We start from the raw sequence: 14,696 nt of genomic DNA on the forward strand, positions 1-14,696 counted from the left end.
ATTATAACAAATAACAAAACTTACAAGTATTATTTTATTTATACCGATATAAGTTTTGTGGATAAGGTTTTATTATGCTTTATATCTTCATTTGGAAAAGCATCATATCCTTTACGAGCTTTATGTAATTTTGATATATCTAATTTCCTAACTAGTATATCTTCTATATTAAATTTTCCTTTAGCTAAATAGTTGAGAGGGAATACTTTATTTTGAGGTGATGTAAATAATATTTGACTAACTCCATCAACACCTTGAGTATGTTGTTTATCTAAACCAGAAGCCATACCAACAACTACACCATAAGCGAAATTCTGAATTGATAACATTTTTACTGCTGTATGAACTCTATTTAAACCATAAAGATCATTTGTATATGATGGAACAATAATTATATCGAGCTTTATCTTTGAAAGTTTTTGAGATATATTTGGAAATTCGCTTGTATAACATACTAAAACTGCAATTTTAGCCCCTTTATACTTTAATACTAAAATATTATTACCGTATTTCGTATAACCAACATTTCTTTCTTCAGGCGTTAAATAAATCTTATCATTTTCTATCAGTTGACCATTAGGCAAGCCAATTATTACTGTATTAGATATTTTACCATTATTATTTTTTGCAATAGTTCCACCTATCAAAATGATATTAAATTTTTTAGCTAGTCGAGAAACTAAGTTTCTAGTTTTTGAGTAATAGTTACTAAGTTTAACAATACTTTGTTTATTCCATGGTAAATTATTAATAAGATTTACTGAATCATCTTCAGGAAAAACAACAACTTCAGCACTATTACCTTTCGCTTCTTTGGTTAATTTTTCAATATTTTTAGCAAATTGATCAAAAGATTGTTGCTTTATAATGTCCCCAGAAAAAGCTACTGATTTTAGAAAGATTTTTATTCCTAGATGTTAAAGTTAACTAGATAAATTAGGAAATAGATAAATGAGTAAAAAAAGAGTAACGTATACAGCTGATTTTAAAGCTAAAGTAATTATAGAATTGCTAGAAGGCGATATGACAGTTAATGAGATAGCAAGTAAGTATGATTTACTTCCTAAAAACGTGCACAATTGGAAGCAGCAATTTTTATCTAATGCTTGCTTAGCATTTGATAAAAGCTCTGTTGTTAAGGAGTATAAGCAGGAAATAGATGAGCTTAGAAAAGATAAAGATGCAACAAGTAAAAAACTAGTCGAGGTAATAGTAGAGAGGGATTTTTTAATGGGAAAGCTAAAAAGCTTGGTATCATCAAATGATAGAGTAAACTCTGTAGATACTAAGCTAGAATTATCTTTAAATAATCAGCTTAAACTATTATCTGTATCTAAGAGTGTGTACTATTATACACCAATATCAAAATTTAGTAGTAATGATGATATTAGACTATTAAATGCAATAGATTTGATACATACTAAACATCCATATTATGGTACGAGAAGGCTAGTAAAGTTGCTAAATAGATTAGGATTTCTAGTTGGAAGGAAGCTAATCAAAAGTGCTATGTAATTCATGGGTATTAAGGCATTGTATCCTAAAAAAAAGACAACTGTCATTAATAAGCAACACAAGAAATATCCATACTTACTTAATGTATTTAAAAATGAGACGAATCAGGTTGTTATAGATAAAGCTAATAAGGTATGGAGTGCTGATATCACGTATATTAGACTAGAATGTGGGTATGCATATTTAGTAGCCATAATAGATTGGCATAGCAAGAAAACACTAGCTTGGAAGATTTCTAATACTATGGATACACATCTAACAACTAGTGTGTTAAAAGAAGCGTTATTTAAATATGGTAAACCTGATATCTTTAACTCTGATCAAGGAACTCAATATACAGCAAAAGAGCATATTAAAATATTATCTGATAATAAAATAAATATATCTATGGATGCTAAAGGAAGATCTATAGATAATATTGCAATTGAGAGATTTTGGAGAACACTGAAATATGAAAATGTTTATCCTGCATCATATATAACTATGAAAGAGGCTAAAGTAGGTATCAAAGAATATATTGATATTTACAACAATGAAAGACTACATTCTAGTATTGGATATATGACTCATGATGAAGTATATTCTGGTATTTTAGATGCTGCATAAAAGCAAGGAATAAAAATATTTTATAAAGTGGTATTGAATAACAGGGACAGTTTAAAACATGGAATATTATCAAAAATAACTATCACAACGTCCCATAGAATTAGTTTTCCCAAATTTTGTTTTTTAGCTAAAAAATATTTGTTATATTCATAATATATTATCCTTTTACCAAACCTATAAAAAATCTTCGAATTTTGACTATAATAGTCTTGCAAAGATTATAAATAATTGTATAATAACCTCCAATAGTTAGGAGAAATGGCTGAGTGGTCGAAAGCGGCGGTCTTGAAAACCGTTGACTGTAACAGGTCCGGGGGTTCGAATCCCTCTTTCTCCGCCACCTTGAAAGCCCTTAGAAATAAGGGCTTTTTTATGCCCAAACATTTATAACTTATAAATGGACAGCTAGTTTAGCACTATCAATAGTAATTAATAAATCAAATTTACAGTTTTTTATTAGATTCATATTATTCTTAGGTTTTGCTCTTTTGGCTCCTTTAGAGTTATTATTTGGTGCAAATGTCCAAAATATGTATTACCCGTATATTAAACCAACAATAACTTCTATAGCTGCAGGTACATTTATCTATCTGAGTACTTTACATAGTTTAGATAGATTAATACTTATAAAAGACTGTCGCAATACTAAAGAAGAATATACATTTGTAATAATTAATTTTACTATTATAGCTATAATTGCCATTTAGGCTTAGATTTTTTTATATTCCACTACTCTAAATTTTCTTATTTACATAAATAATTTTAAAATTCTATTGATCTTCTTACATATTTGCATTAGAATGCAAATATGTAAATAAGGTGATTTATATGAATTTACAACATAGCAATATTTTTAAAGCATTATCTGATCAGAACAGACTCAAAATACTAGATAGTATTTGTCAAAATGATTGTGAATGCACCGTTAGTGAAATAGCAAAATGTTGTGAGGTAGATTTTTCAGTAGTAAGTAGACACCTAAAGGTGTTAAGAGATGCTGGAATTCTACAAGCCAATAAAAAGGGACAAAAAGTAATTCATCATGTTAACCGTAAAGAAATTGCTGATATGTTAAGAGAAGTTGCAAATCGTATTGAGAAATAAAATAAAACTTCAATTAATATACTAAGATTTAAACAAACAAATAAGAGGAAAAAATCATGGAAAATAAAACTAAATGTTGTTGCAAAAAAGGTTGTGTAGATTGTAAATGTAACTGTACATGTGACAGTGGCTGCAACTGCAGCTGTTGTTAATTATTCTCTATATTCAGAAAGTTTTTTAGCAACGAATGGTGCAAAATAAGTAAATATCCCAGATGCTCCAGCACGTTTTAATGCCAGTAATGATTCAAAAATAACTTTCTCATGAAGATCTCCACGATCAACCGCATTCTTTATCATGTTATATTCACCACTTACTTGATAAGCATATGTAGGTATTTTAAATTCTGATGATATTCTATAAATTACATCTAAGTATGATAGACCTGACTTAACCATAACACTATCAGCACCCTCATAGATATCTAGAGCAACTTCTCTTAGAGCTTCGTTTGAATTAGCTGGATCCATTTGATAACCACGTTTATCACGAAACTCTAATACCTTATCTTTTCCCTTAAGATCAACACTACCTATAGCATCTCTAAATGGGCCATAAAATCCCGAAGCATATTTTGCAGCATAAGACATAATCTGTGTATTAATCAAACCTTCCTTTTCAAATGCTTCACGGATTAGACCAATACGTCCATCCATCATGTCTGAAGGAGCGATTACATCACACCCTGCTTTTGCTTGAACTATAGTCTGTTGTATGAGTATATCAACAGTCTCATCATTTAATATATTCTCATTAGTTGAATCCAAAAGTCCATCATGACCATGATCTGTAAAAGGGTCTAATGCTACATCACATATAACCCCAATATTTGAACTTTCAGCTTTAGCTACCTTTATAGCTTGGCAAACTATATTTGATGGGTTTGTAGCTTCTGTACCTTTTGAGTTTTTCTTATCATTGCTAATATTTGGAAAAATAGCTATCGCTGGGATACCTAGCTTAGTAGCTTTTTTAATGATCTTTGGAAGACTTTTTAAACTATATCTATACACATCAGGCATACTCGATATTTCAACATTACCTTCATCATCATTGTCATGTACAAATACAGGCCAAATTAAATCGCTTGTAGTTAGTATATTTTCAGCAACTAATCTTCTTGACCAGTTAGCTTGTCTAGTACGACGAAGTCGAGTTTTGGGATAGCTCTGAAATGACATTTATTTTATCTCCTTAAAACATTATGCTCTTTAACAATATATTTACTTTACTCTATGCCCTCTTCCTTAACAGTTCCTAAAAGAGAATTGAAAAGCTTTTGTATAACTTCTTGTGGAATATTATGAGTTATAAAAACCAACCTAGTACGATGATCGTCATCAGGCCAGTTATCAAGCCATCTTATAGGGTGGAAAAGATGTTGAACACCATGAACAACTACAGGTCTATCTTCACCGACAATATTTATGATGCCTTTTACTCGGAGTAACTTGAGACCAACCATCGAAGTTAATAATTCAAGGAATAAATTAAATGCCATATAATTGATTGGTTTATCACTAGTCATTACAAACGCTTGAATTTCATCACTATGTCGATTTATATCATGATGATGGTCGTGATCATGATCTTCATCGGAGTGATTATGATGCAAATGTTGATGTTCATCTTCAAAATGCTCCATATTAAGCCACTTGATAACATCTTCTGATTTGCTATTTGGATTATAAGTATCAAGTCCTGATAATGATGAAACTATTGCTTCATCACTAGTATTAAACAAAATAGGGGTTGATGGATTAATCGCTTTTAATCTATTTATAAGTGTTTGCTGTGTATTAGAATCTACAATATCTGTTTTACTTAATATAATTCTTTCAGCCATAGCTGCTTGTTTAGTAGCTTCAGGATGATTGTCTAAAGTGTCATTACCATTTACAGCATCAACCAGTGTAACTATATCATCAAGTTTATAGTACCTGTGTAATTCAAAAGAGCGCATTAAAGTATGAATGATCGGTGCCAGATCTGCTAAGCCCGTTGTTTCTACAATAACTCTATCAAATGGTTTGATAACACCTTTATTTGTTTTATCTATAAGATTAAGTAATGTATTTGTAAGATCTGCTCTAATAGTACAACAAATACAACCATTTTGTAGTTCGAGTATATCTTCATCACTGTGCTCTATAATATCCCATGAAATTTTAACAACAATTTTGAGAATTTAGTTCCTAAAGTAGCTAAACTATAAATGAGCAATTTAGGATAAATGTAAATGAGTAATAAGAGAAAAATATATACCGTTGAATTTAAGACTAAAGTTGTCTTGGAAGTATTGGGGAAAGATCAAACAATCACACAGTTATCAGTAAAATATAATATTACGCCCAAAAACATAAATAATTGAAAAACAGCCTTTTTAGAAAATGCTGAGTTGGCAATGGATCCATCCAAATCAGTATCACAATATAAAAAAGACAATGCAAAGCTTCAAACCAAGATAGATCAGTATTCTAAGAAGGTTGGACAACTAACAATTGAGAAGGAATTTCTTGAGTGAAAGCTCGTAAGCTTGGGATTATCTGATAGAAAAGCAATGATTGATCCTAAGCATAAATTATCTGTTGTAAAACAAAGTTTCTTATTAGAAGTTTCTAGAGCTGGTTTATATTACAAGCCTGTGGTTAACGAACATAAAGAAGAAGTAAAAGCAAAGCTTATACAGATACATGAGGAGATTCCCTGCTACGGCTATATAAAAGCTCATAAGCAATTAATAGAAGATGGGTTTAGCATCTGTGAGAACACAGTACAAAAGTATCGTAAAGAGTTAGGCATCAAAGCTATATTGGCGGTGAAAAAACCAAACTTAAACTTATCTGAACCTAACAAAGAGCATGCTATTTATAGTTACAAACTAAAAGGTTTAAGCATATTGAGACCTAATCAAGTTTGGTCTACAGATATTACATATATTAAGACTGATGCTGGCACAGTTTATATGGCAGCTATTATTGATTGGTACTCTAAGGCTGTACTAAGTTGGGAGATATCCAACACTATGGATAGTAGTTTAGTTATGAAAGTTTTAAATGAAGCTCTGTATAAATATGGAGTACCAGAAATATTTAACACTGATCAAGGTAGCCAGTACACATCTAACATTCATATCCAAACATTATTGGATAAAAAAATTACTATATCTATGGATGGTAAAGGTAGAGCAACTGATAACATTTGCATCGAAAGATTTTGGAGAAGTGCTAAATGTGAGAGATTTTATTTAAATCAATATCCTGGCATTGTTGAACTAAGAAACGATGTGGATGATTATATAGATTTTTATAATAATAGAAGATTTCATGAGTCTATCAATTATAAAAAACCTATGGAATTTTATTACGATAACTTATTGGAAAAACGGGCGGCTTAGATGGGAACTAAATAATTGAAAATATTGTTTAATTTATTTGGGTAGTATAAAAACATACGTCTTATCAAAAATAGCTGGCCACCATATATATGATATAACCAAAAGATTCACAAATAGCATACTTCCAATTAACGTGATTTTAATTATGTTTAAACGTGGAATTTGTTTTATAACTTTGTATAAAAGTAATATACTCCAGAGAATGCTGGCCATAAACAAAGTTGCTTTAATCGTTCCTGTTGACATTAAGAAAGTTACAACAGCAATTAAGTATTCTTGACTTGATTGAATATGAAAATATAAACTGTCCCTGTTATTCAATACCACTTTATAAAATATTTTTATTTCTTGCTTTTATGCAGCATCTAAAATACCAGAATATACTTCATCATGAGTCATATATCCAATACTAGAATGTAGTCTTTCATTGTTGTAAATATCAATATATTCTTTGATACCTACTTTAGCCTCTTTCATAGTTATATATGATGCCGGATAAACATTTTCATATTTCAGTGTTCTCCAAAATCTCTCAATTGCAATATTATCTATAGATCTTCCTTTAGCATCCATAGATATATTTATTTTATTATCAGATAATATTTTAATATGCTCTTTTGCTGTATATTGAGTTCCTTGATCAGAGTTAAAGATATCAGGTTTACCATATTTAAATAACGCTTCTTTTAACACACTAGTTGTTAGATGTGTATCCATAGTATTAGAAATCTTCCAAGCTAGTATTTTCTTGCTATGCCAATCTATTATGGCTGCTAAATATGCATACCCACATTCTAGTCTAATATACGTGATATCAGCACTCCATACCTTATTAGCTTTATCTATAACAACCTGATTCGTCTCATTTTTAAATACATTAAGTAAGTATGGATATTTCTTGTGTTGCTTATTAATGACAGTTGTCTTTTTTTTAGGATACAATGCCTTAATACCCATTAATTCCATAGCACTTTTGATTAGCTTCCTTCCAACTAGAAATCCTAATCTATTTAGCAACTTTACTAGCCTTCTCGTACCATAATATGGATGTTTAGTATGTATCAAATCTATTGCATTTAATAGTCTAATATCATCATTACTACTAAATTTTGATATTGGTGTATAATAGTACACACTCTTAGATACAGATAATAGTTTAAGCTGATTATTTAAAGATAATTCTAGCTTAGTATCTACAGAGTTTACTCTATCATTTGATGATACCAAGCTTTTTAGCTTTCCCATTAAAAAATCCCTCTCTACTATTACCTCGACTAGTTTTTTACTTGTTGCATCTTTATCTTTTCTAAGCTCATCTATTTCCTGCTTATACTCCTTAACAACAGAGCTTTTATCAAATGCTAAGCAAGCATTAGATAAAAATTACTGCTTCCAATTGTGCACGTTTTTAGGAAATAAATCATACTTACTTGCTATCTCATTAACTGTCATATCGCCTTCTAGCAATTCTATAATTACTTTAGCTTTAAAATCAGCTGTATACGTTACTCTTTTTTTACTCATTTATCTATTTCCTAATTTATATAGTTAACTTTAACATCTAGGAATAAAAATCTTTCTAAAATCAGTAGCTTTTTTTGGGGACATTATATATATTGTCGTAAACATCCCAATAAGCACTATCTGAAATTTTCACAGCCTTTGTATTATCTTTCTTCTGATAAAATACGCTCGCCTGATCTAGCATTGAACAAATCTTCTTTGCCTGCCTATCATAAGTGATTTAGAAGTGCTTTGAGCTGCTGATGAAGTTTGTTTACTATTGCTTACTGATTCTAAAAGAATAACAAAAGCTGCTAATATAATAATTACAATTATTGGGAATATTATTTTTTTCATTTGTATAAAGTTTGACAAGAAGTCCCGAGATCATAATGAAAATGATAACTATTATTAACATTTCTGCAGTAAAAAGATACTCATCCCAATTATTTTGATAAAAGAAATAATATAATTCTGCATATATAAAAAAGTTATAAATTCGTTTACTTATATTTTATAAGCAATACAGTGTTTATAAGTAGTTATGGCTAACTTATCATATAATTAATATCTTCAAGTTTATACATGCTCTTTTACACCAATATCAGATAAGATTACTTTTTTAACTTTTAATAATTCTTGAATATAGAAACCTTTATTTTCTTCATTACGATGCTGAGGAATAAGTATAGAAATACCAAAACTTCCCAAAAAAGTATTTATAGCTGTAGCTATGCTAACTATACCTTCCATAGTTTTACTATAATCATACTCCACACCATTAGATCTTATTTTTGCGAGTTTAGTAAACAATTCTTTGTTATTTAAAACTTCTTTACCTAAAATTTCAATAACTTCTTCATCCTTATATAGAGATAAAAGTGCTCTTCCTGGTGCTGTATTATAAATACGCCTCTCCAGGACACCAATTCTTGGAATTACTTGCAGCTCTCTATTTGCAATAAATCTGTGCACTACAATCAAATCAGTATTATTTGATTGAGTCAAAACAACTGTTTCTCGAGTTTTTTCACTAAGTTTTCTTAATGAGTTTTGTGTTAGAGAAACTATATCTGCATAAGATGACGATGCTAACTTGAAAACCCCTGACCCTAGCAAAATCTTTCCAGCACCCTCACTTCTTGTAAAACTTTCAGCTTCTAAAGCTGCAACTATCCTTTGTACAGTTGATCGTGGTAAATCAACTTCTTTTGCTATATCTCCTAAACTCATTCCGCCGGGTTCATTACTAATACTTTGTAAAACCCTAATAGCTCTACTTATTACCTGAATTTTTTTACTTTCCATGATTAATTTATTCTAAAAACATCCTATCTGTTTAATTTTATCTTCTTTACTATAAAATATCCAAATTATTATTGTATCACAATGCAATACATTGTATCATAAATATATAAGTTAGCTTTAAATTTTAACAAACACTTAATCATTGTTATAATTTAAATTAATAAGGAGCCTAATATGATTGTAATTTCTATCGATGGCCTACTATTTTCTCCTATAGTATTATATATAAGCCTTGCTTGCATATTAACAATTATAAGTAATTTAACGATATCTAAAACGTTATGTTGCTATACTAATTTAAGTCTATCTTGGTTAAACTTATTATTATTTATATGCTACTTAGGTCTTATCATATTTTTACTTGAAGGTTAGATTCATATGCCAAATAAAAAAATCAAATTACTATTTAGTGTAATAATAATAATATTTGCAATACTTTCACTATATTCAATATGGCAGTATTATTTTTATTCTCCTTGGACTAGAGATGCTAGAATCAGAGCAAAAATTATAACTGTTGCTCCTGATGTCTCAGGCTTTGTTACAAAAGTCTATGTAAAAGATATTCAAAAAGTAAAAAAAGGTGATTTAATATTTTCTATTGATGATGTAAGGTATATTGCTGACTTTAAAGAGAAAGAGGCTATCGTAGACCATGCAAAACTATCTTTAGAGCTTGCTCAGCAACAATATAATAGAAGAAAAAGATTAGGTAAAAGTGGGGCTATAAGTAAAGAAGAATTAGATGATTATTTAATGACTGTTAAACTTAAGAAAGCAGCGTTAGAAAAAGCAAATGCAGATTTTCTACTAACAGAAATTAACCTAAGAAGAACTAGAGTTTATGCGCATACTGATGGGACTGTATACAATATAAATTTAAGACAAGGTAATTATGTAACTGCAACGAAGCCTGTGATGTCTATAATAGAAAAAAATTCTTTTTACGTTACAGGATATTTTGAAGAAACGAAAATTCCAAATATTAAAATAGAGGAAAAAGCTGAAATTCAACTAATTGCTGGAGGCAAACCTCTATATGGACATGTAATTGGAATTGATAAAGCTGTAGCAGATAATAATACTAGTTTAAATAGTCAGCTCTTACCTAAAGTTCAGGATACTTATGATTGGGTAAGGCTATTAAAAAGAATCCCTGTTGACATATCTCTTGAAGTAATACCTGAAAATATAAACTTAGTAGCAGGAATGAATGCTTCAGTGAAAATACTATGATAAAAGAAATTTTTACACTTAAAAACTTTTTATTTACTATTAAAGCTTTTATTGCTATAACATTGGCTCTTGGTATATCATTGAGCCTTGATCTACAAAAACCTATGTGGGCGTTGATAACTGTTATTTTCGTCCAAACTAAGGCAGAAACAGGTTTAGTAATTGAAAAAGGAATTCAAAGAATAGTCTCCTCAGGTATAGGAATTATCGTAGGTTTTATAATAGTCAACTTATTCTTACCTTACCCTACCTTATCAATTTTTTTCTTATGCATATTTATATCTATTACAATGTATTTTTCTGTAGGCATGTCTCATAGTAATTTTATTTATGGTCTAGCTCTAGCAAATACTACTTGTAGTCTAATTATTTTTTATTCTATAGCTAATCCAATACTTACAACATCTGGGAGTATTTTCTATACAGGATGTTCCAGATTTACAGAAATAGTAATTGGATGCTTATGCTCATTCTTGGTAAATTATTATGTCTTTCCTGTACAAATTAAAGATAAACTTAAGAACGATGCAACAGAATCCCTTAACCTGACTATCCGTTATATTAAACATGTCTTTATTATAAAAGATTTTTATAATAATAAAAAATACAATAAAGAAGTAGAGAGTATTCTTAAAAGTATTATTATCTTAGATAATGAACTAAGTGCTAGTAAATATGAAAATTATAATAGTGAAGTTTATAATAACTTTTCAATTAAAATTATAGAATTAGTTCAAGCAACTCATTTTTTAAGAAAACAAGCAAGAAAAAATAGACAAGATATTTTTTTCAAAAAAGAGTTAAACAAAATTTCTCATGATCTAAGTAATTTTAATTCTACTGAAAACAAACCTATCCTAAAGTCAAATAGTAAGTTAATTTCAAGAGTCAATGCTGTGATAAAAAGCTACCATCTAATAGATGAAAACAAGCCTGCAAACTCAACTAATGAGCAATATTTTAAATTTAAAAACTATAATAATATAATATTAACATTTCTTACTATTTCTAAAACTCTCTTTGTACTTTTACTCCTAACACTATTTTGGATAAATACTCAAGGTAACTCAGACCTACTAACAATGCTAATTATACCTTTTTATTTAGCACAACTTTATATACCAATACCAGATGGTACGAAACAATTAAAAGAAGTTACTGTTGGCATGATTATATCTATTCCTATTGCTATTTTTTTTACATTAAGTCTATTGGCTCAAGTTGATGGATATTTTGAATTACTAATATTAGTGTTAATAGCGTCATTATTCCTTCCTATAATGGCACTGACTCATCCTAAATTTCAAGCATATAGCCTTGGTTTTTGCATAGGTCTAATTTTTATTGCTCGGCCAAGTAACTATATGAATTTTGATATTGCTAGTGCTTTAACTATAGGGTTAAGTGCTATGTCTGGTTGCTTTGTATTATGGTTAACATTCAAACTATACCCCCACTCACCATACACAATTACCCGAAAACTTGCTATCAAATCAATAATAAAATCGCGTAAAAAATTATCTCAGAAAGAGATATCTAAAAAACAATACCAAGCCGATCTTATAAAAAAAATCCTCTGCGTGTATGAAAATAGGAAAGATGATAATTCATCAGAAAGAGATATTGAGTTTGCTCTTAAAAGTTTGACAAAATCTATATAGGATTATTAATTCTATTATATTTTGCTTTGCAAAATCAATCTGATAGCTTACATCTCGAAAGCTAAATGGATACTCTAACTTCAAATTATGAACATCATTATATACTTGCTCTATTAGCTTTATTCTCTGTTCTCTTAAGTTAGTTTTTTGATCTACAATATTAAGTAAATTAAGATTATATTTCCACTGTTGATCACCAAGCATATGATAGTATTTTAATGAATCATTATCAAAGCTAGCTCTATGGGTCTTACTAGCTTGCATTTTAGTAAGAGTTTCAGATAAAGTAAAAGGTAATGTTTTCCAAGGTATAATGTCCCCAGAAAAAGCTACTGATTTTAGAAAGATTTTTATTCCTAGATGTTAAACTTAACTAGATAAATTAGGAAATAGATAAATGAGTAAAAAAAGAGTAACGTATACAGCTGATTTTAAAGCTAAAGTAATTATAGAATTGCTAGAAGGCGATATGACAGTTAATGAGATAGCAAGTAAGTATGATTTACTTCCTAAAAACGTGCACAATTGGAAGCAGCAATTTTTATCTAATGCTTGCTTAGCATTTGATAAAAGCTCTGTTGTTAAGGAGTATAAGCAGGAAATAGATGAGCTTAGAAAAGATAAAGATGCAACAAGTAAAGAACTAGGCGAGGTAATAGTAGAGAGGGATTTTTTAATGGGAAAGCTAAAAAGCTTGGTATCATCAAATGATAGAGTAAACTCTGTAGATACTAAGCTAGAATTATCTTTAAATAATCAGCTTAAACTATTATCTGTATCTAAGAGTGTGTACTATTATACACCAATATCAAAATTTAGTAGTAATGATGATATTAAACTATTAAATGCAATAGATTTGATACATACTAAACATCCATATTATGGTACGAGAAGGCTAGTAAAGTTGCTAAATAGATTAGGATTTCTAGTTGGAAGGAAGCTAATCAAAAGTGCTATGGAATTCATGGGTATTAAGGCATTGTATCCTAAAAAAAAGACAACTGTCATTAATAAGCAACACAAGAAATATCCATACTTACTTAATGTATTTAAAAATGAGACGAATCAGGTTGTTATAGATAAAGCTAATAAGGTATGGAGTGCTGATATCACGTATATTAGACTAGAATGTGGGTATGCATATTTAGCAGCCATAATAGATTGGCATAGCAAGAAAACACTAGCTTGGAAGATTTCTAATACTATGGATACACATCTAACAACTAGTGTGTTAAAAGAAGCGTTATTTAAATATGGTAAACCTGATATCTTTAACTCTAATCAAGGAACTCAATATACAGCAAAAGAGCATATTAAAATATTATCTGATAATAAAATAAATATATCTATGGATGCTAAAGGAAGATCTATAGATAATATTGCAATTGAGAGATTTTGGAGAACACTGAAATATGAAAATGTTTATCCGGCATCATATATAACTATGAAAGAGGCTAAAGTAGGTATCAAAGAATATATTGATATTTACAACAATGAAAGACTACATTCTAGTATTGGATATATGACTCCTGATGAAGTATATTCTGGTATTTTAGATGCTGCATAAAAGCAAGGAATAAAAATATTTTATAAAGTGGTATTGAATAACAGGGACAGTTTATTTTGGGGAATATCCAAATAAACAGTTTCACTATTTGCATTTGTAATGCATAGCTTGAAATAATGATTCTGCAATATATTTGGTCTTAGCAAACAATGGTCCAATTTTATAACCTTTATAACACTTACGCATAACAGAATAACCATTGATTTCACCATTATCATCTACGTAAGCTAATGTAAAAGAATTTTTCTAATTAATCCATGAAGATAAAAACTTTTCACGTTTTGCAGGGAAATATAAACTATCAAATATTAGGAGTTTTTCAAAGCTAATATTCTGAATATCTAAAATTTTCCTGTCGTAACCTTTTATTTGGTATTTATCTAATTCATAAGAATATTACGATGAAAAAGTTTAAAACCATTGCGATTATATTTTTTGCATTTGCACTACACCATCTAATCCTGCATTACGATTACCTATATAGTTTAAGCGGTGCTGTGTAATTGCTAAACCATAACCTTGATCTCTAAATTCTTTTTTTACTATTAAAAAACCCAAAAATGAGTAAGAATCTTCATAAATAGTTGCTGAAGCAACTGCAACAGGCTTACCATTGATCTTACCAATAAAAAAAGCATCTGGATCACTTTTATAAAAGGTTTTTGCAACTTCTAGTCCAGGATTCCAACCTTCTTGTCTTGCCCATTCAACAGCAATATCAATATCCTGTTCTGTCATTGTAGTAATATTGAATATATTGCTCATATTAGACATCCATATATTAAATAATTTGAACAAA

General features: G+C 29.3%; 16 protein-coding genes and 1 tRNA gene. 9 read left to right on the forward strand and 8 right to left on the reverse strand.

Annotated elements, in window-relative coordinates; all coding sequences use genetic code 11:
* Nucleotides 1-38 precede the first annotated feature (38 nt).
* On the reverse strand, nucleotides 39-908 hold the full coding sequence (locus CDV26_RS06310; protein WP_088772558.1) for a nitrilase-related carbon-nitrogen hydrolase: 870 nt from the start codon (nucleotides 906-908) through the stop codon (nucleotides 39-41).
* A gap of 43 nt (nucleotides 909-951) precedes the next feature.
* Between CDV26_RS06310 and CDV26_RS13130 the strand changes: the two genes are divergently transcribed.
* The 4 genes from CDV26_RS13130 to CDV26_RS06330 all read left to right on the forward strand — a co-directional run bounded on the left by CDV26_RS13130 (nucleotide 952) and on the right by CDV26_RS06330 (nucleotide 3,225).
* Nucleotides 952-1,515: a transposase gene (locus tag CDV26_RS13130; protein ID WP_245806400.1), complete on the forward strand. Its 564-nt coding sequence runs from the start codon at nucleotides 952-954 to the stop codon at nucleotides 1,513-1,515.
* Nucleotides 1,516-1,518: 3 nt separating this feature from the next.
* Entirely contained in the window at nucleotides 1,519-2,121 is a 603-nt protein-coding gene (locus tag CDV26_RS13135) for an IS3 family transposase (protein WP_245806401.1), read from the forward strand.
* Nucleotides 2,122-2,373: 252 nt separating this feature from the next.
* Nucleotides 2,374-2,461, forward strand: a tRNA-Ser gene (locus CDV26_RS06320).
* A 488-nt stretch (nucleotides 2,462-2,949) separates the two neighbouring features.
* Nucleotides 2,950-3,225, forward strand: coding sequence for an ArsR/SmtB family transcription factor (locus tag CDV26_RS06330; protein ID WP_088772560.1), 276 nt, complete (start codon nucleotides 2,950-2,952; stop codon nucleotides 3,223-3,225).
* A gap of 152 nt (nucleotides 3,226-3,377) precedes the next feature.
* Here CDV26_RS06330 and hemB read toward each other — a convergent pair whose 3' ends face one another.
* A complete protein-coding gene (hemB, locus tag CDV26_RS06335) occupies nucleotides 3,378-4,406 on the reverse strand; it encodes a porphobilinogen synthase (protein ID WP_088772561.1) in 1,029 nt (342 codons plus the stop codon).
* A 47-nt stretch (nucleotides 4,407-4,453) separates the two neighbouring features.
* Complete coding sequence (locus CDV26_RS06340; protein WP_338029172.1) at nucleotides 4,454-5,413, reverse strand: CobW family GTP-binding protein; 960 nt, start codon at nucleotides 5,411-5,413, stop codon at nucleotides 4,454-4,456.
* 51 nt (nucleotides 5,414-5,464) lie between these two features.
* On the opposite strand from CDV26_RS06340, the gene CDV26_RS13575 reads away from it, so the two are divergent.
* Both CDV26_RS13575 and CDV26_RS06345 read left to right on the forward strand, forming a co-directional pair.
* The gene (locus tag CDV26_RS13575) at nucleotides 5,465-5,596 is read left to right on the forward strand and encodes a transposase (protein WP_169709695.1); all 132 of its coding nucleotides are present in this window, start codon (nucleotides 5,465-5,467) and stop codon (nucleotides 5,594-5,596) included.
* 165 nt (nucleotides 5,597-5,761) lie between these two features.
* Entirely contained in the window at nucleotides 5,762-6,622 is an 861-nt protein-coding gene (locus CDV26_RS06345; RefSeq protein WP_088771628.1) for an IS3 family transposase, read from the forward strand.
* Nucleotides 6,623-6,976: 354 nt separating this feature from the next.
* On the opposite strand, the gene CDV26_RS06355 is transcribed toward CDV26_RS06345, so the two are convergent.
* The 3 genes from CDV26_RS06355 to CDV26_RS06360 all read right to left on the reverse strand — a co-directional run bounded on the left by CDV26_RS06355 (nucleotide 6,977) and on the right by CDV26_RS06360 (nucleotide 9,436).
* Nucleotides 6,977-7,942 carry an IS3 family transposase gene (locus CDV26_RS06355; protein ID WP_245806561.1) on the reverse strand — a complete coding sequence of 322 codons (966 nt, stop codon included), beginning with the start codon at nucleotides 7,940-7,942 and terminating at the stop codon, nucleotides 6,977-6,979.
* 63 nt (nucleotides 7,943-8,005) lie between these two features.
* Nucleotides 8,006-8,146: a transposase gene (locus CDV26_RS13140; RefSeq protein ID WP_245806402.1), complete on the reverse strand. Its 141-nt coding sequence runs from the start codon at nucleotides 8,144-8,146 to the stop codon at nucleotides 8,006-8,008.
* A 558-nt stretch (nucleotides 8,147-8,704) separates the two neighbouring features.
* A complete protein-coding gene (locus CDV26_RS06360; RefSeq protein ID WP_088772564.1) occupies nucleotides 8,705-9,436 on the reverse strand; it encodes an IclR family transcriptional regulator in 732 nt (243 codons plus the stop codon).
* Nucleotides 9,437-9,811: 375 nt separating this feature from the next.
* On the opposite strand from CDV26_RS06360, the gene CDV26_RS06370 reads away from it, so the two are divergent.
* The 3 genes from CDV26_RS06370 to CDV26_RS06385 all read left to right on the forward strand — a co-directional run bounded on the left by CDV26_RS06370 (nucleotide 9,812) and on the right by CDV26_RS06385 (nucleotide 13,897).
* Nucleotides 9,812-10,669, forward strand: coding sequence for an efflux RND transporter periplasmic adaptor subunit (locus CDV26_RS06370; protein ID WP_088772566.1), 858 nt, complete (start codon nucleotides 9,812-9,814; stop codon nucleotides 10,667-10,669).
* Complete coding sequence (locus CDV26_RS06375; protein WP_088772567.1) at nucleotides 10,666-12,330, forward strand: FUSC family protein; 1,665 nt, start codon at nucleotides 10,666-10,668, stop codon at nucleotides 12,328-12,330. The genes CDV26_RS06370 and CDV26_RS06375 overlap by 4 nt, the downstream gene beginning before the upstream one ends.
* A gap of 397 nt (nucleotides 12,331-12,727) precedes the next feature.
* Nucleotides 12,728-13,897, forward strand: a complete 1,170-nt coding sequence (locus tag CDV26_RS06385) for an IS3 family transposase (RefSeq protein ID WP_088772569.1) — start codon at nucleotides 12,728-12,730, stop codon at nucleotides 13,895-13,897.
* Between the two features lie 84 nt (nucleotides 13,898-13,981).
* On the opposite strand, the gene CDV26_RS14025 is transcribed toward CDV26_RS06385, so the two are convergent.
* A complete protein-coding gene (locus CDV26_RS14025; protein WP_420809881.1) occupies nucleotides 13,982-14,083 on the reverse strand; it encodes a GNAT family N-acetyltransferase in 102 nt (33 codons plus the stop codon).
* Between the two features lie 240 nt (nucleotides 14,084-14,323).
* Nucleotides 14,324-14,662 carry a GNAT family N-acetyltransferase gene (locus CDV26_RS06390; protein WP_157671510.1) on the reverse strand — a complete coding sequence of 113 codons (339 nt, stop codon included), beginning with the start codon at nucleotides 14,660-14,662 and terminating at the stop codon, nucleotides 14,324-14,326.
* Nucleotides 14,663-14,696: the final 34 nt, after the last annotated feature.

The sequence above is a fragment of the Francisella halioticida genome, from assembly GCF_002211785.1.
Classification (GTDB): Bacteria; Pseudomonadota; Gammaproteobacteria; order Francisellales; family Francisellaceae; genus Francisella; species Francisella halioticida.